At 57.6% G+C, this 20880-nt stretch carries 22 protein-coding genes; 11 read left to right on the top strand and 11 right to left on the bottom strand.

Annotation, left to right across the window (positions count from 1 at the left end; all coding sequences use genetic code 11):
- Positions 1-9 precede the first annotated feature (9 nt).
- The 3 genes from ACR0A2_RS11750 to ACR0A2_RS11760 are packed head-to-tail and all read left to right on the top strand — an operon-like array spanning position 10 to position 2324.
- The gene (locus tag ACR0A2_RS11750) at positions 10-975 is read left to right on the top strand and encodes an ABC transporter substrate-binding protein (protein ID WP_480835112.1); all 966 of its coding nucleotides are present in this window, start codon (positions 10-12) and stop codon (positions 973-975) included.
- A gap of 6 nt (positions 976-981) precedes the next feature.
- The gene (locus tag ACR0A2_RS11755) at positions 982-1731 is read left to right on the top strand and encodes an ABC transporter permease (protein ID WP_480835113.1); all 750 of its coding nucleotides are present in this window, start codon (positions 982-984) and stop codon (positions 1729-1731) included.
- Complete coding sequence (locus tag ACR0A2_RS11760; protein ID WP_480835114.1) at positions 1728-2324, top strand: ABC transporter ATP-binding protein; 597 nt, start codon at positions 1728-1730, stop codon at positions 2322-2324. The genes ACR0A2_RS11755 and ACR0A2_RS11760 overlap by 4 nt, the downstream gene beginning before the upstream one ends.
- Positions 2325-2326: 2 nt before the next feature.
- Here the strand turns inward: ACR0A2_RS11760 and pqqE are convergent, their stop codons facing one another.
- The 10 genes from pqqE to ACR0A2_RS11810 form a co-directional block, all read right to left on the bottom strand.
- A complete protein-coding gene (pqqE, locus tag ACR0A2_RS11765; RefSeq protein WP_480835115.1) occupies positions 2327-3439 on the bottom strand; it encodes a pyrroloquinoline quinone biosynthesis protein PqqE in 1113 nt (370 codons plus the stop codon).
- A complete protein-coding gene (pqqD, locus tag ACR0A2_RS11770) occupies positions 3439-3753 on the bottom strand; it encodes a pyrroloquinoline quinone biosynthesis peptide chaperone PqqD (RefSeq protein ID WP_253283556.1) in 315 nt (104 codons plus the stop codon). Before pqqD ends, pqqE begins: the two co-directional genes overlap by 1 nt.
- Positions 3711-4460 (bottom strand): pyrroloquinoline-quinone synthase PqqC, encoded by a 750-nt coding sequence (pqqC, locus tag ACR0A2_RS11775; RefSeq protein ID WP_171232375.1) that lies wholly within the window; start codon positions 4458-4460, stop codon positions 3711-3713. The genes pqqD and pqqC overlap by 43 nt, the downstream gene beginning before the upstream one ends.
- On the bottom strand, positions 4457-5353 hold the full coding sequence (gene pqqB, locus ACR0A2_RS11780) for a pyrroloquinoline quinone biosynthesis protein PqqB (RefSeq protein ID WP_480835116.1): 897 nt from the start codon (positions 5351-5353) through the stop codon (positions 4457-4459). The genes pqqC and pqqB overlap by 4 nt, the downstream gene beginning before the upstream one ends.
- A gap of 23 nt (positions 5354-5376) precedes the next feature.
- Entirely contained in the window at positions 5377-5478 is a 102-nt protein-coding gene (pqqA, locus tag ACR0A2_RS11785; RefSeq protein ID WP_117873022.1) for a pyrroloquinoline quinone precursor peptide PqqA, read from the bottom strand.
- A gap of 102 nt (positions 5479-5580) precedes the next feature.
- Positions 5581-6264, bottom strand: coding sequence for a response regulator transcription factor (locus ACR0A2_RS11790; RefSeq protein WP_480619005.1), 684 nt, complete (start codon positions 6262-6264; stop codon positions 5581-5583).
- A gap of 3 nt (positions 6265-6267) precedes the next feature.
- Positions 6268-7869 carry a sensor histidine kinase gene (locus ACR0A2_RS11795; RefSeq protein WP_480835117.1) on the bottom strand — a complete coding sequence of 534 codons (1602 nt, stop codon included), beginning with the start codon at positions 7867-7869 and terminating at the stop codon, positions 6268-6270.
- Positions 7866-8657, bottom strand: a complete 792-nt coding sequence (locus tag ACR0A2_RS11800; RefSeq protein ID WP_171363233.1) for an ABC transporter permease — start codon at positions 8655-8657, stop codon at positions 7866-7868. Before ACR0A2_RS11800 ends, ACR0A2_RS11795 begins: the two co-directional genes overlap by 4 nt.
- Complete coding sequence (locus ACR0A2_RS11805; RefSeq protein WP_480835118.1) at positions 8654-9400, bottom strand: ABC transporter ATP-binding protein; 747 nt, start codon at positions 9398-9400, stop codon at positions 8654-8656. Before ACR0A2_RS11805 ends, ACR0A2_RS11800 begins: the two co-directional genes overlap by 4 nt.
- A 220-nt stretch (positions 9401-9620) precedes the next feature.
- Complete coding sequence (locus tag ACR0A2_RS11810) at positions 9621-10505, bottom strand: LysR family transcriptional regulator (RefSeq protein WP_480835119.1); 885 nt, start codon at positions 10503-10505, stop codon at positions 9621-9623.
- A 139-nt stretch (positions 10506-10644) separates the two neighbouring features.
- Between ACR0A2_RS11810 and ACR0A2_RS11815 the strand changes: the two genes are divergently transcribed.
- The 7 genes from ACR0A2_RS11815 (at position 10645) to ACR0A2_RS11845 (ending at position 18653) form a co-directional block, all read left to right on the top strand.
- Positions 10645-11880 (top strand): serine hydroxymethyltransferase, encoded by a 1236-nt coding sequence (locus ACR0A2_RS11815; protein ID WP_480835120.1) that lies wholly within the window; start codon positions 10645-10647, stop codon positions 11878-11880.
- A 161-nt stretch (positions 11881-12041) separates the two neighbouring features.
- Positions 12042-12797, top strand: a complete 756-nt coding sequence (locus ACR0A2_RS11820; protein ID WP_480835121.1) for a DeoR/GlpR family DNA-binding transcription regulator — start codon at positions 12042-12044, stop codon at positions 12795-12797.
- 123 nt (positions 12798-12920) lie between these two features.
- Positions 12921-13220 carry an FAD-dependent oxidoreductase gene (locus tag ACR0A2_RS11825; RefSeq protein WP_480835459.1) on the top strand — a complete coding sequence of 100 codons (300 nt, stop codon included), beginning with the start codon at positions 12921-12923 and terminating at the stop codon, positions 13218-13220.
- A gap of 37 nt (positions 13221-13257) precedes the next feature.
- On the top strand, positions 13258-14097 hold the full coding sequence (locus ACR0A2_RS11830; protein ID WP_480835122.1) for an EamA family transporter: 840 nt from the start codon (positions 13258-13260) through the stop codon (positions 14095-14097).
- 270 nt (positions 14098-14367) lie between these two features.
- Complete coding sequence (locus tag ACR0A2_RS11835) at positions 14368-15387, top strand: putative 2-aminoethylphosphonate ABC transporter substrate-binding protein (protein WP_171118362.1); 1020 nt, start codon at positions 14368-14370, stop codon at positions 15385-15387.
- Positions 15388-15519: 132 nt separating this feature from the next.
- Entirely contained in the window at positions 15520-16635 is a 1116-nt protein-coding gene (locus ACR0A2_RS11840; RefSeq protein ID WP_371814376.1) for a putative 2-aminoethylphosphonate ABC transporter ATP-binding protein, read from the top strand.
- Positions 16632-18653, top strand: a complete 2022-nt coding sequence (locus ACR0A2_RS11845; protein WP_480835123.1) for a putative 2-aminoethylphosphonate ABC transporter permease subunit — start codon at positions 16632-16634, stop codon at positions 18651-18653. The genes ACR0A2_RS11840 and ACR0A2_RS11845 overlap by 4 nt, the downstream gene beginning before the upstream one ends.
- 23 nt (positions 18654-18676) lie before the next feature.
- Here ACR0A2_RS11845 and ACR0A2_RS11850 read toward each other — a convergent pair whose 3' ends face one another.
- The gene (locus ACR0A2_RS11850; protein ID WP_480835124.1) at positions 18677-19567 is read right to left on the bottom strand and encodes a LysR substrate-binding domain-containing protein; all 891 of its coding nucleotides are present in this window, start codon (positions 19565-19567) and stop codon (positions 18677-18679) included.
- Between the two features lie 84 nt (positions 19568-19651).
- On the opposite strand from ACR0A2_RS11850, the gene ACR0A2_RS11855 reads away from it, so the two are divergent.
- The gene (locus tag ACR0A2_RS11855; protein ID WP_480835125.1) at positions 19652-20875 is read left to right on the top strand and encodes a 2-aminoethylphosphonate--pyruvate transaminase; all 1224 of its coding nucleotides are present in this window, start codon (positions 19652-19654) and stop codon (positions 20873-20875) included.
- Positions 20876-20880: the final 5 nt, after the last annotated feature.

A 20880-nucleotide genomic window follows, 5' to 3' on the forward strand; every position in this document is an offset into this window, starting at 1 on the left:
GATCGGGTCATGTCCAAACTATTTGCTGCGTGCCTTGCATTTGCACTCAGTTCGGGGGCTTTGGCCGCCGAGACCCTGCCGACCATTCGCGCGGCCGTACTCAAGATCGGAACGGTGAATTGGGAACTTGAGACCATTCGCAGGAACGGTCTGGATCGGAAACATGGCTTTGTCCTTGATGTTCAACCTTTTGCCGACAATGGCGCAACGCGTATCGCGGTCGAGGGGGATGAGGCTGATTTGGCCGTTGCCGACTGGATTTGGGTTGCTCGTCAAAGGGCTGCTGGCAAGGACTATGTGTTCATCCCTTATTCCAAAGCCGTGGGCGGCGTGGTTGTGCCCGCTGACAGCCCGGCAACCAGTTTGAAGGATTTGGCGGGCGGCAAGATCGGCATCGCGGGTGGACCGCTGGATAAATCCTGGCTGATCCTGCGCGCCTATGCGGCAAAGGAATACGGGATGGACTTGAAAGCCGACACCGAACAGGTGTTCGGTGCGCCCCCTTTGATCTTCAAATCTGCTTTGAACGGCGACTATGCCGGGGCGATCAATTTCTGGCATTTCCTGGCCAAGATGAAAGCGTCCGGCATGAAAGAGCTGATCTCGGTTGAGGAAGCCGGGCAGGCCTTGGGTCTCGACACCAATACGCCCTTGCTGGGCTATTACCTGAAAGAGAGTTTTCTGAACGAACACCCCGACCTTGCCCAAAACCTGTTTGCCGCCAGCCGCGACGCCAAGGACCTGCTGGCCAATTCGCCCGAGGCATGGGAGGCGATCAGACCGCGCATGAACGTCTCGTCCGATGCACAGTTTGAACAACTCAAGCTCGATTGGATCGCCGGTATTCCCGATCGCCGCCCGGTAGATGCGGTCGCGGCCAACAGGATGCTGGAACTTATGGCCGAATTGGGCGGGGCTGAACTGGTGGGCGCCGCGACGACTGTGCCGCAGGGTCTTTTTGCCGACGTGGAATAGGATCAGATGCAAAACGCGCGCCTCACGCCGCTTTTGTCTATCACAGGCCTTGTGGCGCTGTGGATTGTTGCGGCGTCTCTGACCGCAGACCCTCAGATACTGCCGCAACCCTGGGACCTGATCCCCCGGTTTCATCAAGAGCTTGCGTCAGGAGAGTTGCTGCGCAGCCTTGGCGCGACCCTGTCACGCGTGATCTGGGCGTTCGTGCTGGCAATGACATTGGGAACGATCATTGGCCTGGCCATGGGGCGGTCGGATGCGCTGAACCGCTGGCTCGATCCATGGCTGGTTGTCTTCCTGAACCTGCCCGCGCTGGTTCTGATCGTGCTGTGTTATCTCTGGATCGGATTGACCGAGGCTGCGGCGATCACGGCGGTTACGCTGAACAAAATTCCCAATGTCGCGACGATCCTCCGAGAGGGCGGCCGGGCGCTGAGCCCGGATCTGGATGCGTTGGCACGGGTCTACCGGATACCGTGGCAAAGGCGACTGCGCCATGTGATTTTGCCGCAGCTTGCCCCGTTTATCGCAGCTGCCGCACGGTCCGGGCTTTCTCTGATCTGGAAGATCGTGCTCGTGGTCGAGTTTCTTGGGCGCTCATCCGGGGTCGGGTTTCAAATCCACTTGTATTTTCAGCTGTTTGATGTGGCAATGGTGCTGGTCTATGCGTTTTCGTTCATTGCCGTCATGCTGGTTGTCGAATGGCTGGTTCTTCAACCTTTGGAGCGTAGCGCTCGACGGTGGAGAACTGCATGATCAGAATTGACATCCGAAGGAAGCGCTTTGAACACCACGCCGTTCTGGGCCGCATTGCATTTGACATCGCCGCCGGGGCAACGGTCGCGCTGACCGGACCATCGGGCATCGGAAAGACGACGTTGCTGCGATTGGTGGCAGGCATTGACCCGGATTTCGAAGGCCAGATTGTGCGGCCGGATCGGCTTGCGATTGTGTTTCAGGAACCCACTTTGCTGCCATGGCGCTCGGCTTTCGATAATCTCGCCCTGATCCATGGTAACCTGTCGCAGGCTGACATTGACGCTGCGCTGTCAGACGTTGGCCTGGACGGAAAGGGGGATTTGTTTCCCGGTCAATTGTCATTGGGTCAGCAGCGCCGGCTTTCTCTGGCGCGCGCCTTTGCCGGGCAGCCTGAATTTCTGATTATGGACGAGCCTTTTGTATCACTGGATTCCGAAACGGCCGAGACGATGCTGACTCTGACCGAGGACCTCATCACGAGGCATCGCCCGGCGACCCTGTTCGTGACGCATTCCAAACCCGAAGCACAGCGGCTTTCCGACCGGATCCTGAATCTGGTACCCGGGCCTGGTGGGGCGGTTCTTGGTTAGGGTCATTCTGCGGGCTCTCTCGCGGCACCGGGAGCGGTACGATATATAAAGGGTGCATCCGATTTGGCGGCATGTTCGTTTGCCTGGTTTTGCAGGATCTGATGGTGGGGTGATTTGATGCAAACCGGATCGGTGGCGGCTGCGTCTCCGATAACGGCCATGGCCTGACAGCGGCAGCCACCAAAATCAATGGTTTTGCGTTCGCAGGTTTTGCACGGGTCCGACATCCAATCCGTGCCGCGATAGGCATTGAACGCGCTGCCATGGAACCAGATATCCGCAAGCGGTTTGTCCTGTACCCGGTCAAATGTCAGATGCGGGATGGACTGTGCCGCATGGCAAGGCAGAACCTGACCGTCTGGCGCCACGTTCAGCCCGGTTGTCCCCCAGCCGCCCATGCATCGCTTGGGGTAGTCGTCGTGATAGTCCGCCGGAACATAATCGATGACCAGTTGCCCCTTGAGGTTTTTCCTGGCCTCGGCCACCTGTCGCGTCACCTGTTGCGCCTGTTCCCGCGTCGGCATCAAGGCATCCCTGTTTCGCAAGGCCCAGCCGTGGAATTGCACCGTTGCAACCTCGATCCGCCGAGCACCCATCTCCTGTGCCAGTTCCAGCGCCCGCGGCAGTTGGTGGGCATTGCGACGGTGCAGCACGAAGTTAAGGGTCAGCGGAAACCCGATCTTCTTGATCCATTCGACCGTTTTCATCTTGCGGTCAAACCCGCCGCGATAGCCGCCTACCTTATCCGCCATCGCGGCGTCGGTGCCTTGAAGAGAAAGCTGGATATGGTCCAGGCCGACGTCGTCCAGCTCACGCAGGCGTCGCTCGGACAGGCCGATCGCCGACGTGATCAGGTTGGTATACAACCCGGACTCACGCGCGGCATTGACCAGCGCAACCAGATCGCGGCGGGATGCGGGTTCGCCACCGGACAGATGCAATTGCAAGACACCAAGCGCCGTCGCTTCTTTGAAAATACGTGCCCAGGTTTCGGTATCCATTTCATTGTCGAGTTTGGCCATTTCGACCGGGTTTGAGCAATAGGGGCAGGACAACGGACATCGGTGCGTCAGCTCGGCCAGCATGGCAATGGGGGGAGGGGGTTTTACCTGCATCAGATGACATCCAGAAAGCGACGCACCCGAAGGGCATCCAGAAACCCCGAGCTGTCTTCGACAATCTGTTCTTCCGGGGCGTTGTATTTCCTGGACAGTCTTGCGGTGATCTGACCAAAGCTGCGTTGGCCGTCTACTTCGCTCAGAATCGCATGTCCGATCTGATCCAACGTCACGGCCCGTTCAGGTGCCAGCAGAACCCATTGTTCTCGCACGGAATCGAAATGGATGCGGACACCACGCGGTAGCAAGGGGACCTCCTGCGCCAACATCACGACGCCTGCCGCATCCGTAAACCGGTGTCCGGCTTCCATGCCCCCGGAGGAATTCGGGCAGGTTCGACATAGGCGCCCCACAGGGCATCCAGCTGCGACCAGAGAACATCGGTCTTGAAAATCAGTGCCTTGGCTGCCGCGTCTTGTTTTTCTGCGGTGTCGGCATGATCCAGAACCCATGCCAGACCAAAGGCCACATCCTTGGGGGCTTCTTTCAGGCGGTTGCGGAAATAGGCAAGTGAGCTGTCATCCGCAAAATCGTAATGCCGAAGCAGGCCTTCGATCCTGTTGGCATGAATCTTGGGAGCAAACAGTTCTGTGAGTGAGGCCGCAACCGCTTCCAGCAACGACTTTTCGCGGACGTATCGCACGTAAGCATCCACCGCAAATCTGGTGGCTGGCAATACGCCGTCGCATGAGGCGACATAGTCCGGATCCAGACCGACGGCTTCGGCCAGTCGCAACCATCGCCGGATACCACCTTCGTTGTCTTCCGTACCGTCATGATCCTCGATCCGCGACCGCCAGGCTCGGCGCAGCGCAGGATCTTCTACACGCGACATGAAGGCGGCGTCCTTCATCGGGATGGAATGCTGATAATAGTAGCGGTTGATCACCCAGGCCCGCACTTCGTCAGGCGTGCATTGACCACCGTGCAGGCGATGATGAAACGGATGAAGGTCGTGGTAACGCTCGGCTCCGATCTGACGAAGCCGGGCCTCGAACTCTGTGCGGCTTTGGGTCATAGCGTTATCTCCATGCCATCCTGGCCTATTGTCCAGCCTGTGGCCCTTGCCCGGGCGTTCTCGGCGCTGTCGGGGCGCAGAACCGGATTGGTGTTGTTCATGTGGATGAACACTTTCCGGCCGATTTTCATATCGGCGAAACCAGCGATCGATCCATCGGGGCCGTCCATCGACATATGGCCCATCCGCTTGCCCGTTTTCTGACCCAACCCGGCCTCCACCATTTCCGTGTCGTGCCAAAGTGTGCCGTCGAAAAACAAAAGATCGGCCTCGTCAAGTCGGGCGCGCAGCTCGGGCGTCAACGCGGCACAGCCCGGTATGTAATATGCCGTCTTCCCCTGCGCGCTCAGTGCCACCCCGACGGTTTGTTCGCCAACCAATTCGGTTTCGACATGTTCCCCTTCAAGATACAGAGGCACTTTGCCGGGCACCGGAAACAATGTCGCCTGCAAGCCGGGAACCAGATCGAACGTCTGATTCAACGAGATCGGCGCGCGTGTGACGACCGAGGCGTTCAAGGCGTCGAAAATCGGGTTCTGCGCGATGACGTCCTGAATGCTTTGGGTTGCAAACAGCGTGAATGGCTGCATCTCGCGCAGCGTCAGCAAGCCAGCCACATGGTCGATGTCACCATTCGTCACCAGCACCGATTGAACCGGCACCGCTCGCAAGCCGGTCGGATACAGGACAGGCGTATTGCCGATCTGCGTTCGAATATCCGGAGACGCGTTCAGGATGGCCCAGTTCTGGCCATCGGGTGAGACTGCGAGTGATGATTGCGTCTGCGCCGGAATATGTCCGCTTCGGGCCAGATTGCAGTTTTCACATCCGCAATTCCATTGCGGAAGGCCGCCGCCAGCAGCGGCCCCAAGTATTATTGCGCGCAACGTCATCTATTGTTGGCGCCTGCGGCTGATCAGATCAGGCCGCCACCGCGCTCATCATCGTGATCTGGGCCGTACATGTTGATTTCCATGCCGCATTCGATTTCGCGAATAACAGGTCTGTTCCAAGCCATATCAGGGTCCTCCTCCTAGAAAGTGCTTGCGAGCAATGTGGCAGGTCTCATGCGCCCGTGCGACTCTTAATTCATAAGAAGGATTTAGACTTTGGTCGGTACTCAGGTGTCATCCGACAACGGGGCGACCCCCTGAATGCAAAACCCCTGGTTGCGTATGGTTTTGATTTCAAACCCAAAATCATCCGACCCCAATTTCTTCCTCAGATATCCGATGTAGACGTCCACCACGTTTTCGTTACTGGACCCGTCCTGTGACCAGAGCGTGTCAAACAGTTCTCCTCGGGATATTGGCGATCCGGCCTTGCTGTTGAGCAGCGTGAGCAGTTCGAATTCACGTTCGGTGAGCGCAATGCGTGTCTCGCGGATCGAAAGCGTTCTGTCCCGCGACGACAGGCGCGCGGGGTCCGGGCGCTGAGAGAGCACGCGTTGTTCCTGTACCTGCAACCGGGCGACAAGCTCTTCAAAGCTGAACGGCTTGACGACGTAATCATCGGCCCCGGCTTCAAGCCCGGCGGCACGATGATCGACATCGGAAAGGGCAGACAACATCAATATTGGGATTCCGACCCCGGCAAGACGCGCGGCCCGGACCAGTTCGATGCCGCTGTCGGTTCCCAGCATGACATCGACAATCGCGCCCGAGAATACACCGCTTTTCAACCGCTCCAACCCTTGGTCGGCGCGGTTCTCAGCCTCGGCTGCGTAGCCGTGCAGCGACAGGCCCCGGACAAGGGCCGACGTGATTCTGGGGTCGTCATCTATGATCAGCAGTCTGGAGACCATTTTCTATGCCTCCGCCAGCGGTAGTCGAATGCAGACTTTTGTACCGGCATTTGATCCCAGTGCGTTTTCACGCGGTACCGGGCTTGCCACCGATATGGTTCCTTCATGGGCCTCGATGACCCACCTGGCCAGTGCCAGCCCGACACCGAAGCCCTGGCTGTTTGCTGCCCCTCCCTGAACAAACCGCTCGAAGATCCGGGTTTGGGCGCCGACGGGAATTCCGGGGCCGTTATCGGTCAGCTGTATTTGAACGCCACCATCAACCGATTGGCCGGACAGCAACAATGCCCTTCCGTCCCGCGCATGCCGGATCGCGTTGCGTATCAGACTGAGCAGGACCTGACGAATCCAGTTCAGGTCACAGTGCAACGAACAATCCGGGAAGTCGCCCGTTTCAAGCTGCATGTCGGCGCCATCGATTTCAGGTTGAATGTCGCTCACGACTGTTTGCATCAGATCGCATAGTGCAACGTTGGTTGGTTCCAGAGCCAGCTCACCGGTTTCGGAACGGGCGACGCGCAGCAAATCATCGATTCTCTGGTTCAGTTTTGCCGCGCTGCTTTCGATTGTCGCCAACGCCTCTGGCGCGGTCTGGTTATCCCTCTGGCCAATCTGAGCTTCCATCATGATGACCGTCAGCGGTGTGCGCAGTTCGTGACTGACATCAGCAAAAAAGCGGCGCCGGTTTTCGTCGATCTTGGACAGGGACTCATTTGCAGCGCTCAGTTCGCGGGTTCGCTGGGCAATGGTCTCGTTCAACCGGGCCCATTCAGCGTCAACCTCGGCCTGGCGTTTTCTCAATGCAGCGGCCATGCGGTTGGTCTCGCCATATAACTGGCCGATCTCATCATTGCGGGTTTGAGGCAGCGAAATTGCGAATTCGGATCGGCCGACCTGAACCGCCGCGTTGCGCAGCCGATCCAGACGAGAGAACTGCGGTCGCACCAGGCCAAAATAGAACCACGCCGTGCTGAGCAAGGCGAAAAGTGCTAGTGCCAGTGCCGCCCAGGTCAGAACCCAACGGGTCCGTTCGATCCCCGCCATGACGGAGTTTCGAAACAGAACCTCGGTATTCACCGCCTGGCTGAGCAGAGGATCAAACGCCGACGCAAACGAGTCGACATAGGCGCGTAGCTGGGCCTGATCGGCTTCTGCGTCGGCTAGCCCTTCCAGCGTGCTGGCCAGCAGCGCCTCCATTCTGGCCAGACCCAGGGATTGGGTTCCGTATCGCGATTGTTCGTCCAGCCCCAGGGATTGAACCGCGGCAACGGCATCTTCCACATCGGAACGAAGCTGTAGAAACGTTGCCCCAATCTGGTCTCGGATCGGCGAAAGGCGATCGAGTCGAGACTCGACCGTTTGGCCGGTCTGTATCGACTCGGTTGCGATCACAAGAAATGTGGCCGCCTGGGTCGACAGAGCAGCATAGCGTGCCATGCGGGTTTCCGATGCCAGAGCCGTTTCCAGGCGGCTGGCGACGGTCTGCATCCCGAAGTAAAGGATTGCGGCCGCCAGCAGGGTGCCTGATCCCAGCACGACGGCCCCAAGGCCCAAGCGTGTTTTCAGAAGCAGACTCCGCTTTGCGGTTTGTGGCGCGGCCGTCATGATTTCCGCCTCATCAGGCCCCGGGCCGGATCATACCCCCAAACGGCGATCGCGCTCAGTATCGCGGTTGACGCCAGAACCCACAGCAGGGCACCCCAGTTGATCTGCAAGTAAAGCAAAAACCGGATCAACTCGACCACATGCGTGAAAGGATTCAGCGCACAGATATCACGCAGCAATGGCGAGCTCTCAGCCATTTTCCACAGCGGATAAAGGGCCGAGGACAGGAAGAACATCGGGAAGATGACGAAATTCATTACGCCAGCAAAATTCTCCAGCTGCTTGATGAAACTGGAGAGCACCAGCCCCAGCGCGCCCAGCATCAGACCGCCCAGAACCAGCCCCGGCAGAACCGCGACATATCCGGGTAGGGGCAGGACAATGCCGAACACAGCGGCCAATGCGAGAAACGTATAGACTTGCAGGATGGATATCGCGGTTGATCCCAGCAGACGGCAGAACAAAAGCCACCAGCGCGGGAACGAGCTGGTCAGCAGTAGGCGCATCGAGCCCATCTCGCGGTCGTAGACAAGGCTGAGCGAGCTTTGCATCCCATTGAACAACAGAACCATCGCACACAGGCCGGGGACGATATAGGTCTCGTAAGTGATATAGGTCTGGTAGGGGGGAATGATCGACAGGCCGAGGGCCGCGCGAAACCCTGCTGCGAAGATCAAAAGCCAAACCATTGGCCGGACCAGGGCTGCCAGAAATCGTTCGCGTTGATGGATGAAACGCAGAAACTCGCGTCCGATGATGGCGCGGGCGACTCCCAGGAACCCGTTCATGCCGGCACCTCGGTTCGGGACAGGAACCAATCGGACAGTGTTTGATCCCCCCGAAGGCGGCCCACCTGCCCACTGGCAAGAATCTGACCGCGATGAAGAACCAGAAGCTGGTCGTCATCGCGCATTTCATCTGTCAGATGCGTGGCCCACAACACGCACAGCCCCTGTTCCGCCAGGTCGTGCACATGGTCGGTTATCGCGTGCCGAGCCGCGGCATCAAGCCCAACGGTCGGTTCGTCCAACAGCAACACCGAAGGTTCGTGCAGCAGGGCACGCGCCAGTTCCATCCGGCGGCGATGACCGCCATTGAGATCGCGCACTCGTTCCCCGGCGCGGTCGCGCATGTTCAGCCGATCCAGCGCCGCGTCGATACGGCCGGGGACTTCGGATCGCGACAACCCATGCAGAGCTGCGAAATAGGCCATGTTCTGGCGCACCGTCAAACCCAGATCCAGTGTCGGCTGCTGAAAGACCACGCCAAGCTTTGCCAGCGCCTTGCGTGGAGATTGGCGCAGATCATGGCCCGCGACCGTGATTTCACCGTCCGGCGCCACAAGCAATCGCGTGAGCAGCGACACCAGTGTCGATTTACCGGCCCCATTCGGACCGAGCAGACCGCAGAACATCCCCGCCGACACGTCAAAAGAGACAGCATCCAAAGCCGTCTTGGCGCCATAATGAAAGCTAAGGTCGCGTACGGCGAGACCAGGATCGGTTTCCGCCGGGGGGCGCGCGTCTGACATTCTTCCTCCGTCCCGAACCATGGTTCTTGACAGCAGCTTGCATCGTCGGGGCGCGTTTCTCAACCTTCCAGTCCGAGGCCGGACCACGACTTAAGTATGTGAAGCTTCACGGATTTGATGGTATTGCCCGAAGGATCCGTCGCGAAGTTTGGCCAGCCGAGACTGTCAGAGGAAGGCGGGCCTGATCGTTGCGAACAACCCGTTTTGCGGGCACCGCTTTTCAGTTTGCGTTCAGCAAAAACGATCTGAACTCTTTGAAGGCGGGGGATCTGCTGAAAGAGGGTGTGAATTTGGCCACCATTGCGCGGGGAAGCTTCAACGAGGCCGAAAACGGGCGAACCAGATCGCCATTGTCCAGCAAGTTCTGAACCAGAACTTCGTGCGCCATCAACACGCCACCGCCATGACGCGCCTCTTCCAGCGCGACGGAATACAACGAGTGCACGGTTCCCGTCTTCGGTACACCTGCGCCATCTGGTTGGCTGTTCAGCCAATTGTCCCAATCATTTGCCCATGCCCCGTCATGGAGAAGGGTTTCCCGCGAAAGATCTGAAACAGATTTCAATCTGTCCGCGACCGAGGGCGCGCAAACCGGGAAAATCACATCTTCGGCTATTTTGATTTCGTTGATTCCGATCGTTTCACCGGAAAAGAACAAAGTCATGTCAAATGGTTCACGCGCAAGGTTTGGCGGCGTTTCAAGGGCCACGACAGACACGGACAAATCCGGGGCAATTTGCCTGAGCGTTCCAAGTCTGGGCGCCAGCCACAATTGCGCGATCGACGGCAGCGCGGCGACCTTGACCTTGCGCGGCAGGGCCTTGGTTCGAAGTTCCTGCACGGCCATTCCCAATTGATCAAACGCCTGGGTGAACCCGGGCAAAAGCTCTTCGGCAAGCGCCGTCATCTCGACCCCGCGGGCATTTCGGACAAAAAGTTGGGTGCCGGCCCAGGCTTCAAGGGCCTTGACGTGCTGAGTTATCGCGCCCGGTGTAACGGATAGCTCGTCTGCCGCAGCGGTAAAACTTCCAAGCCGAGCCGCCGCTTCAAATGCTCGTAAAGCGTTGAGGTGTGGGCCTTTCGGGCGACGAGGGGAAAGTGACATCCAACTTAGCCTTAGTTTTTCTGCGGCAAATAAATAGCAATACTGATTTGCTTCAGCCAGTGGAACTCTGGAATTTTGGAGAAAACGTAATCGCATCGGAGGAGCCCGGATGTCGCGGCACTTTGAAAATCCAGTCGGGATGACCGACCCCGTCGTCGCAGAAGCTCTTGCAAACGAGAAAAAGCGCCAGCAGGACCAAATTGAGCTGATCGCGTCCGAAAATATCGTCAGCCGCGCGGTACTGGATGCTCTTGGGCATGAGATGACCAACAAGACGCTTGAAGGGTATCCGGGAAACCGGTTCCATGGGGGTGGTCAGTTTGTCGACGTCGTCGAGCAGGCGGCAATCGACCGCGCCAGGGAACTGTTCGGGTGTGACTATGCCAATGTTCAGCCCCATTCCGGCAGTCAGGCAAACCTTGCTGTTTTCTTTCTGCTGCTCAAGCCTGGCGACAGGGTCTTGTCGCTGGATCTGGCTGCCGGCGGTCATCTGAGTCACGGCCTGAAGGCCAACCTGTCGGGTCGCTGGTTCGAACCGCATCATTATGGTGTCGACGCCGAATCCGAGGTCATTGACTGCGATGCGCTGGAAAAACTGGCTGAGGAAATCCGGCCAAAGCTGCTGATCGCGGGTGGGTCTGCCTATCCACGGGAAATCGACTTCGAGCGCATGGGGCAAATCGCCAGGAAGGTCGGTGCGCATTTTCATGTGGACATGGCCCATATTGCCGGGCTGGTCGCTGCGGGCGTGCATCCTTCGCCTTTTCCGCATGCGGACATTGTGACGTGCACCACGACAAAAACACTGCGTGGTCCTCGTGGCGGGGTGATCCTCACCAACAACGAGGACTGGTTCAAGAGGCTGCAATCTGCGGTTTTCCCCGGCGTTCAGGGTTCGATCCACAGCCAGGTTCTGGCGGCCAAAGCAGTTTGCCTTGCCGAAGCGCTTACGGATGAATTCAAGGACTACGGAGCGCAGGTCAAAGCCAACGCCGCCAAACTCGCGGAAACCTTGCAGTCCCGGGGGTTGCGTATCGTGTCCGGTGGTACTGACACGCATCTGGTGCTCGTGGATCTCAGCTCCAAGGGTATCACAGGCAAACGTGCCGAGGTCGTTCTGGAGAAGGCCAACATCACGACCAACAAAAACGCGATCCCCAATGACAGCACGCGACCGCCAGAATGGGTTGGATTGCGCCTGGGCGTGAGCGCGGCAACGACCCGCGGAATGAAAGAGGCCGCGTTCGACCAATTGGCAAACGTGATTGCGGATTTGATCGAAGCTGAGGCCGCGGGTGATACCGGCGCGACAATTCTGCGCTGCAAAACCTCGGTCGCTGCGTTGTGCAAATCGTTCCCCATCTACCCGGCGTAGTCACTGCGTGCCCGGTGGCAGGGTCCATTGACCGCTCTGGACCATTGGTGTGAGGGCGTTACCGCGGCGCTATGGCAACGCGTGTCTGATTGGGTGTTTGGGCTGTACCATGTTTGCAAGTTTTGGCATATTCATGCAGTCCAAAACCAAAGGGCCGGTCAATGCTCGCACCTGAACGCCACGCCATCATACTGGAAGAAGTCTCGCGCCAGCCAGCGGTCTCGATCCGTTCGCTGACGGAACGGCTTGGTGTGTCACGGGAAACCGTGCGCAAGGATATTGAACAGTTGGCACTGGAGAACAAGCTTCATCAGGTGCGGGGCGGCGCGACCAGTATCCGCAGGCGGGAACCTCCGATGGCCGACCGGGCTCAAACCAACCCGCAAGGCAAGGAACGGATTGGAGCCTATGTGGCAAGCGTGATCCCGGACGGGGCCAGCGTGATAATCGACAGCGGGTCAACGACAGTGGCGGCGGCGCAGGCTCTGGCCGCTGTGCGGCAAAATCTTACCATATATACCAATGATTTGGCGATTGCATCTGTGTTGGCGCCGGCGGCCGCCGAAGTCACGCTGCTGGGCGGGCGGCTGGATTTTTCAGAGAATGCCACATTGGGTTTGGACACGCTCGACTACCTGTCGCGGTACAATGCAGAATATGCGTTGATCGGGGTCGGCGGTGTGAGCTCTCGGGCATTGTTTACCGATTTCTCGCTGGAAGGCGCCAACTTGCGTCATATGATGATGCAGCGGGCGCGGCGGCCGCTGATCCTGGCTGATAGCAGCAAGTTCAACATGGTTGGTCCGATCGTGATGAAACCTCTGCCGGTGAAAGCGACTCTGGTGGTGGATGATGCGTTGCCCAACAGCATAGCTGGTGCGCTGCAAAGCCAGCCCGTGGATATCGTGAAAGCGTGACGCAATAACTGGAAAACAATTGCCAAATTTTGCAAAGTACAAATAGGGTGAAGGGAAAACCGAATCCCTGAGTACGGAGCGACCCGATGGCTGACACCAAACTTCCGCACGGCGCGGCATGTCATTGTCAAAGGCGGCATCATTGGCTGCACGGTTGCGTTTCATCTGACCGGAAAGGGGCATCGTGACGTGGTGCTTACTGCGCTGGGGCAACCAAGCCGTGGCACCACATGGCATGCGGCTGGTCGGGATCATCAGTTGTGCACCCAACCCGCGATGACCAACCGGATCCGCCCCTCGCCCGGATTGCATTGCCCAGCGGGTTTGAGCCCCCTAAACCGTTGCCGCCGCGATGCAGGTCAAGCTTTGGTCGAGCCACTGCATGCGCGCGCGCAAACAAGCGCTCTGAAAGCCGAATTGTGACGCAAGACAGGTATTCAGCTTACATCGTCGGGCCACAATGACATTACAGGCCGTTCTCATCGTATTGACCGCAGCCGTGTTGCACGCGCTCTGGAATGCGGTTGTCAAAGGCGCGCCCGACAAAGCGGTTGTTTTGGGGTTGGTGGCGCTTGGCCACGCCGTGCCTGCGCTGATTGCGTTGCCTTTTATCGGCTTGCCGGTTTGGGCGGCGGTCCCCTTCATCATCGGCTCGACCCTGATCCACTGGGGGTATTATTGGTTTCTCAACACCGCGTACAAACATGGGGATCTGTCGGTGGTGTACCCGATCTCACGCGGGATGACGCCAATCCTGGTCACGGTGGGTGCCATTCTTTTCGCGGGTGAGTTTCTGCCGCCGATCGCGTGGGTCGGCATTGTCTGTATCTCGGCTGGGATTGGGTGCCTGTCCCTGGTCGGGCTGGGCCGAAACACAAGCTGGGTCGCCGTGGCGGCGGCGTTTGGCACGGGCCTGATGATAGCGTCCTATTCGATTGTGGACGGCATTGGTATCCGGCTGTCCGGGAATATACTGGGGTACATTGCGGCATTGTTCGTTGCCGAGATTTTTGTTGCCGGGTTTATCTTCGCGACCAGATGGCAGCGTTTCGTCGCGCTGCCCAGGCGCTATGTCTGGGCGGGTCTGACAGGCGGCGTCATCTCTGGCCTGGCGTATGGGCTGGTGCTGTATGCCAAGACGGTCGCGCCTTTGGGCGTTGTATCCGCCCTTAGGGAAAGTTCGGTTATCTTTGCATCGCTTATTGGTGTGATGTGGTTCGGCGAAGGGCCGAAATCCAACAGGCTTCTTGCAGCGACCATTGTCGCGATCGGGATCGGACTCCTTGCGATGACACGTTGAGCGTTTTTGCGCCACCGCAGGAAAGTCGGAAGAATTCAGCGCCTTTGACATGCCCTGATGATCTGTTGATCGTCATGGTCCAGTTCCGCGCTGATCATCCAGGGCGGGCGGTTTTCATCTATAGGAAATGCTTATGACATCGAAGATATAATCGATTTTTATTGGCGTTTTTATCTGTCAAACTGCTGTCAAACAATCGGTGCACAATAATCGAGTTCGAACGCCGCGCAAGAATGGCGGAAATAACATTACTACCAACAGAGGATCACAATGAAACACAAAGCATCACTTCTCGCAGCTCTGACTATCGGTGCGCTGACGGCGACGGCTGCGGCATCGGAAACGGAATTGACAGTTTATACCGCAGTCGAGGCGGAAGATTTGGCCCGGTATGCCGAGACGTTCAATCAAAGCCATCCTGATATCAAGATCAATTGGGTTCGCGACTCGACCGGGATCATTACGGCGAAATTGCTGGCAGAACGTGATAATCCGCAGGCCGACGTTGTTTGGGGCCTGGCCGCCACGTCGCTGCTGCTGCTGAAATCAGAAGGTATGTTGGAGCCTTATGCGCCGGCCGGTGTGGAAAAGCTGGACAAAAAATTTGTTGATGGCGACAACCCCCCTGCTTGGGTCGGCATGGACGCCTGGGTTGCATCCGTCTGCTACAATACCGTCGAGGCCGAAAAGGCCGGGTTGACCCCGCCGACATCCTGGAAGGATCTCACCGATCCGATGTACAAAGATCAAGTGATCATGCCCAATCCGAACTCATCGGGCACCGGTTTCCTTGATGTGTCCAGCTGGTTGCAGATGTTCGGTGAAGAAGGTGGTTGGGAATACATGGATGCGCTGCACGAGAACATCGCGCGTTACACCCATTCAGGTTCAAAACCCTGCAAACTGGCCGCAGCAGGCGAAATCCCGATTGGCATTTCTTTTGCGTTCCGCGGGGCAAAATCCAAAGCTGACGGCGCGCCGCTTGAGATCATCGTGCCTTCTGAGGGCGTGGGATGGGACATGGAAGCCACCGCAATTGTTGCTGGCACCGCCAATTTGGAGGCCGCGCAGAAGCTGGTGGACTTTACCGTCACCAAGGAAGCCAACGAGATGTACAACACCGGCTATGCAGTTGTCGCCTATCCGGGCGTTGCAAAACCGGTTGAGCACTTCCCAGAGGGTCTTCTGGATGCAATGATCGAAAATGATTTTGAGTTTGCCGCCAACAATCGCGCGGCAATCCTGAAGGAATGGCAGTCTCGCTATGACGGAAAGTCGGAAGCGAAGTAACCCCATTGGCAGGAGAGGCTTTCGTGCCTCTCCTGTGCACCAGTCTCTTGTTCCCCGAAAAACAACTTACTCACCCGGTTTCAACCGGCCAGGACCGGCCGCGCCCGAGGTGCAGATGTGAGGACTTCTCCCGTGCTTCAGAAAACACCACCCGGTGAACTGTATCTCAGCATCCAAAATTTGTGGAAAGCGTTCGGAAACTTTCTGGCGCTCAAGGACATCTCTTTGGAAATCAACGAGGGCGAGTTTGTCTGTTTCCTCGGCCCGTCCGGGTGCGGCAAGACCACTCTTTTGCGGGCAATCGCCGGATTGGATTTGCAGACCAAGGGTACGGTCATGCAGGATGGCAAGGACGTGTCCAATCTGCCCCCGTCCGAGCGTGATTTCGGGATCGTGTTTCAGTCCTACGCGTTGTTCCCAAATCTGACGATTGAAAAGAACATCGCTTTTGGCCTTGAAAACACCGGACGCAGCAAATCGGATATCGCTGTTCGCGTAAACGAACTCTTGACCCTGGTTGGTCTGCCGGATCAGGGCAAGAAATATCCGGCGCAATTGTCAGGTGGTCAGCAGCAACGGATTGCGCTGGCGCGTGCCATCGCGACCAACCCCGGACTTTTGCTGCTGGACGAACCCTTGTCGGCGCTGGACGCCAAAGTGCGTGTTCATCTGCGGCACGAGATCAAGGAGTTGCAGCGCAAGCTGGGTGTGACAACCGTGATGGTGACCCACGATCAGGAAGAAGCGCTGGCCATGGCAGACCGGATCGTGGTCATGAACCATGGTGTGATCGAACAGGTGGGGCCTCCTACCGAAATCTACCGGGAACCGGCCAATCTGTTCGTTGCCGACTTTATCGGTGAAATGAACCAGATCCGGTCACAGGTCACCAAAGGCGGACGTTTGAGCGTCGGGGAAAAGACCTTTGCCTGCCTCAGCCACAAGTTCAACGATGGAACCCCGATCATCGCGGCCATTCGACCCGAAGACATCATCCCTCATGAAGCTGGTTATCTCGACACGGGCGGCAATCGGAACTGCATAGAGGTGACGCTGGATGAGATGGAGTTCCTGGGTTCGTTCTGGCGCTGCCGCTTGAACAACGAGAAGTTCGGATCATCGGAACTGATCGCGGATTTCTCGATCAACGCTGTGCGTCGTCTGGAACTGGAAGAGGGGCGCAGAGTGGTGATTGAGCTTCCCGAGAACCGCCTTATGGCGTTTGAAGTGCCGGAGGCCAAGGCATGAGCTCGGTTTCTACCAATCAGGACAGCCTGCCTGTCGGGCCGGACATCAAGCCCAAGCTCAGCCGTGATGATATCCTGATGCGCGGCAGCATGATGGTGATCGCGCTGTATCTGGTCGTGACATTGGCGTTGCCGCTTTACACGATGCTGTCCAAGTCGTTTTCGACCTATCGGGTCGAGCTGTCCCAGTACGAGTTTCAGGTAAGTGACGACGCAGGCGTCTTCGATGGAACGATCCTGTCGGCGGACGAGTTGAACAGGCAATTGGGGGTCTATTCCGACTCCGATCTGGTGACGGGTTCCGACGGGCGCTTGCCTGTGACCGGATTCTTTCCTGATTTCAGCTTTCGCAGCCCGGTGATGTACAAGGTCCGCAACACGACGGATACCGGGCGCTTTCTGGTCGGATCGACATTGAATGAAGGCACCGATTGGGTCGAGCTTGATTCCAACACGTTCCGCCGGGTGCAAATGCGGCCGGTCCAGTCGCGAGGGCTGGACAATTTCATCAACTACTTCTCGACACCAGCACTGTTCAATTCGATCAAGAACTCGCTTTGGATCTCGGTTGTCAGCACCATTGTGACGGTGACATTGGCGTTTTGGTTCGCCTATGCGCTGAACCGAAGCTGCATGCGGTTCAAGGGTGTTTTTCGCCTCATTGCGATGGCACCGATCCTGGTTCCGTCGCTTTTGCCGGGCATCGCGTTGGTCTACCTGTTCGGCAATCAGGGCATGATCAAGGAGTTGCTGTTCGGTGCCAGCATCTACGGCCCCATAGGCATCGTGATCGGATCGGTTTTCTTTACCTTTCCGCACGCGTTCCTGATCATATCGACCGCGCTCGCGATATCTGACGCGCGCCTGTATGAAGCTGCGGCCAGCTTGCGGTCGACGCCATGGCGGACCTTCTGGACCGTAACCATCCCCGGGGCCCGCTATGGCCTGATCTCGGCGGCCTTTGTCGTGTTCAACCTGGTGATCACCGATTTCGGATTGCCGAAGGTCATCGGTGGTCAATTCAACGTGCTTGCGGTGGATATCTACAAACAAGTGATCGGCCAGCAGAATTTTGAAATGGGCGCCGTGGTCTCTGTGGTTCTGGTCATCCCGGCCATTCTGGCTTTTGCCATCGACCGAATGGTTCAGTCCAAGCAGGTTGCGCTGCTTTCGGCGCGTTCCGTGCCATATCAGGCGACGCCAAACCCGAAAGCTGACCGCATATTCCTGATCTATTGCAGCCTGATCGGCCTGTTCATCGTTGGTCTTCTGGCTGTGTGTCAGTTTGCGGCGCTGATCAAGTTCTGGCCGTACGACCTGAGTCTGAGCCTCAAGAACTATCAGTTCAACAGAATGGACGGCGGCGGCTGGGGGTCGTATTTCAACTCGATCAAACTGGCGTTGCTGACGGCAGTCATCGGCACGACGGTTGTGTTCTTCGGGGCCTATCTGGTGGAAAAATCAAACGGGTTCAGAACCGGCCGGTCGATTTTCCAGATGTTCGCGATGCTGCCCATGGCGATCCCGGGCATGGTATTGGGGCTGTCTTACATCTTCTTCTTCAACAACCCGTCCAATCCGCTGAACGGGATTTACGGCACGATGGCGATTTTGGTGATTTGCACTGTGACGCATTTCTACACCGTATCGCACCTGACGGCCGTCACCGCGCTCAAGCAAATGGACAGAGAATTTGAGTCGGTGTCTGCCTCGCTCAAACAGCCGACAATGAAGCTGTTCGCACGGGTAACGGTTCCGGTTTGTCTGCCGGCGGTGTTGGACATCTCGATCTATCTGTTCGTTAACGCGATGACGACCGTGTCGGCAGTGGTATTTCTTTACTCTCCCAAAACGACGCTTGCGTCCATCGCGGTGCTGAACATGGATGATGCCGGGGATATCGCGCCTGCGGCGGCGATGGGCATGATGATCTTTTACACCAACGCGGCTGCCCGGATCGTTCACCTGATTGCTTCAAAAGGCATTCTCAAGCGCACTCAGGCTTGGCGAAGCCGGTAGCCAAGGAACCCTGCCTCCGCCGGTCAGGTATCTGCGGGGGGGCTTCTTTCTTCCAGCGCGCGCTGGGCGAAGTCCATGAAGGCTCGGATGATCTTTACGTTGCGCCGTTGCGACAGCGAAATCATGCTTTCACCCATTTGCAACTTCACGCCTTTCAGCTTGATTTGTCGCAACCGATCATCATGCCCATACTCTGCCTGAGAGACAAATCCGATGCCTGCGCCCGAGGCCACAAGTTCGCGAACGGCCTCGCGCCCTTCCGCAACGATTGCAGGATTCAACGTGATACCGCGCTTTTCGGCTTCTTCTTCCAGTTTCTGACGTGTTTTTGACCCGTGCTCTCTGAAAACCAGCGGCAGATCGGCCAGTTCTTCCAAAGAAAGCGAAGGTTTGGATGCCAAAAGCACGCCTTGGGCGGCAAAGGCCACGATTTCAGTGGACCCCAGGTTCAACACATCCATGTCCTTGCCGGGGGACAGGCTGCCGACAACACCGATCTCGGCATTGTACGACCGAAGTTCCTCCAGAATTTCTTCGGTGTTTCCGGACCGCACGGTGATGGTGATTTTGGGGTACTTCTTTTGAAACGACCCCAGGAAAGACGTCATGTGATGCGCTGAATCGGCGATGATCCGCAATTCCCCGTCGATTGCGGCCTTGGTTTCCGAAAGGTAGTCCTCGATCTGATCTTCGATCTCAAAATACTGCTTTGTGAACCGGTAAAGCTGTTCGCCTTCGGGGGTGAGGTTCACGCGTTTTCGTTCGCGCTGAAACAACAACAGATCGTGATCCTGTTCCAGCTTTCGAACCTGTTCGGAAATCGCCGGCTGCGTCAGAAAAAGCGCCTCGGCCGCGCGGGAAAACCCGCCATGTTTGGCCACGTAATGAAAGGCTTTGAGCTGGCTGTGCCGCATCACCGGTCCCCAATGATTTGTGCATAGGCTGCACTTATAATTAGATTGATATTTGCAATTTCACATATAGCAACCGTTGCTGCAATGGTGTTTGTGAAAACGCTGTTCTGGAGCCCGGTAATGACGCCATCCCATCCAAAAATCGAGCAACCGCGCCTCGGCGAACCATACCTTTTGACACCCGGTCCTTTGACAACGTCCTATGCCGTGAAAGAGGCCATGCTGAAGGACTGGGGCAGCTGGGACGACGACTTTCGCGCCATGACAAAAGAGCTGCGGTCAAGCCTGCTGGACCTGCTTGGTGACGGCGCCGACGCCTTCGATTGCGTGCCAATGCAAGGCAGCGGCTCTTTCTCGGTCGAAGCAATGCTGGCGTCTTTTATTCCGCAGGAAGGAAAGGCGCTGGTATTGGCCAATGGCGCCTATGGGCAACGTTCTGCGCAGACGCTACAGTATCTGGGGCGGGACCATATCGTGCTGGACAAGGGCGATTACCTGCCGCCACGGGGCGACGAGGTTGCGCGCATTCTCGCGGATGACCCGGCCATCACGCATGTTGTTGCCATTCACTGCGAAACCAGCTCGGGTATCTTGAACCCCGTTGAGGAAATTTCCGAGGCCACCTATGCAGCCGGCCGCAAGCTGTTGATCGACTCGATGTCTGCCTTCGGCGCGATTGAGCTCAGGCCCTCGGATATTCGATACGAAGCCATGGTGTCTTCGGCCAACAAGTGCATCGAGGGCGTTCCCGGCTTTGGCTTCATTGTGGCGCGCAAGAGCGAGCTGGAAGCCGCAAAGGGCAACAGTCATTCCCTGTCACTGGATGTGCACGCCCAATGGGCACACATGAACAAGACCGGTCAGTGGCGCTTTACCCCGCCGACGCACGTGGTCGCCGCCTTCATCGAAGCGCTTCGGGCGCATGCCGCTGAAGGCGGTGTTGCCGGCCGCGGCGCGCGCTACACCCGCAACCGGGACGTCATGGTTGCAGGCATGCGTGAACTGGGTTTCGAAACGCTGCTGGACAATCGTTGGCTCAGCCCGATCATCGTCACGTTCTTCTGCCCCGCCGATGAGAAATTCGTATTCGATCGGTTCTACAACCTGATGAAGGACAAAGGGTTCATTATCTACCCGGGCAAGCTGACCGTCGTCGACAGTTTCCGCGTCGGATGCATCGGTCAGATGGACGAAGACGTCATGCGCAATGTCGTGCGCGCAGCAAAGGAATCCCTGGAAGAAATGGGCGTGACAAACGCCGCTCCTCCTCTTCGGGCACTGGAAGAACGCGCCAAGCTGGCCGCTTAAACATC

The sequence above is a fragment of the Ruegeria sp. H8 genome (genome assembly GCF_056532905.1).

What these genes read in the sequence shown, in the direction of transcription:
- ACR0A2_RS11750 (WP_480835112.1), top strand. Translation starts at nt 10, where the DNA reads ATGTCCAAACTATTTGCTGCGTGCCTTGCATTTGCACTCAGTTCGGGG.
- ACR0A2_RS11755 (WP_480835113.1), top strand. Translation starts at nt 982, where the DNA reads ATGCAAAACGCGCGCCTCACGCCGCTTTTGTCTATCACAGGCCTTGTG.
- ACR0A2_RS11760 (WP_480835114.1), top strand. Translation starts at nt 1,728, where the DNA reads ATGATCAGAATTGACATCCGAAGGAAGCGCTTTGAACACCACGCCGTT.
- pqqE (WP_480835115.1), bottom strand. Translation starts at nt 3,439, where the DNA reads ATGCAGGTAAAACCCCCTCCCCCCATTGCCATGCTGGCCGAGCTGACG.
- pqqD (WP_253283556.1), bottom strand. Translation starts at nt 3,753, where the DNA reads ATGGAAGCCGGACACCGGTTTACGGATGCGGCAGGCGTCGTGATGTTG.
- pqqC (WP_171232375.1), bottom strand. Translation starts at nt 4,460, where the DNA reads ATGACCCAAAGCCGCACAGAGTTCGAGGCCCGGCTTCGTCAGATCGGA.
- pqqB (WP_480835116.1), bottom strand. Translation starts at nt 5,353, where the DNA reads ATGACGTTGCGCGCAATAATACTTGGGGCCGCTGCTGGCGGCGGCCTT.
- pqqA (WP_117873022.1), bottom strand. Translation starts at nt 5,478, where the DNA reads ATGGCTTGGAACAGACCTGTTATTCGCGAAATCGAATGCGGCATGGAA.
- ACR0A2_RS11790 (WP_480619005.1), bottom strand. Translation starts at nt 6,264, where the DNA reads ATGGTCTCCAGACTGCTGATCATAGATGACGACCCCAGAATCACGTCG.
- ACR0A2_RS11795 (WP_480835117.1), bottom strand. Translation starts at nt 7,869, where the DNA reads ATGACGGCCGCGCCACAAACCGCAAAGCGGAGTCTGCTTCTGAAAACA.
- ACR0A2_RS11800 (WP_171363233.1), bottom strand. Translation starts at nt 8,657, where the DNA reads ATGAACGGGTTCCTGGGAGTCGCCCGCGCCATCATCGGACGCGAGTTT.
- ACR0A2_RS11805 (WP_480835118.1), bottom strand. Translation starts at nt 9,400, where the DNA reads ATGTCAGACGCGCGCCCCCCGGCGGAAACCGATCCTGGTCTCGCCGTA.
- ACR0A2_RS11810 (WP_480835119.1), bottom strand. Translation starts at nt 10,505, where the DNA reads ATGTCACTTTCCCCTCGTCGCCCGAAAGGCCCACACCTCAACGCTTTA.
- ACR0A2_RS11815 (WP_480835120.1), top strand. Translation starts at nt 10,645, where the DNA reads ATGACCGACCCCGTCGTCGCAGAAGCTCTTGCAAACGAGAAAAAGCGC.
- ACR0A2_RS11820 (WP_480835121.1), top strand. Translation starts at nt 12,042, where the DNA reads ATGCTCGCACCTGAACGCCACGCCATCATACTGGAAGAAGTCTCGCGC.
- ACR0A2_RS11830 (WP_480835122.1), top strand. Translation starts at nt 13,258, where the DNA reads ATGACATTACAGGCCGTTCTCATCGTATTGACCGCAGCCGTGTTGCAC.
- ACR0A2_RS11835 (WP_171118362.1), top strand. Translation starts at nt 14,368, where the DNA reads ATGAAACACAAAGCATCACTTCTCGCAGCTCTGACTATCGGTGCGCTG.
- ACR0A2_RS11845 (WP_480835123.1), top strand. Translation starts at nt 16,632, where the DNA reads ATGAGCTCGGTTTCTACCAATCAGGACAGCCTGCCTGTCGGGCCGGAC.
- ACR0A2_RS11850 (WP_480835124.1), bottom strand. Translation starts at nt 19,567, where the DNA reads ATGCGGCACAGCCAGCTCAAAGCCTTTCATTACGTGGCCAAACATGGC.
- ACR0A2_RS11855 (WP_480835125.1), top strand. Translation starts at nt 19,652, where the DNA reads ATGGTGTTTGTGAAAACGCTGTTCTGGAGCCCGGTAATGACGCCATCC.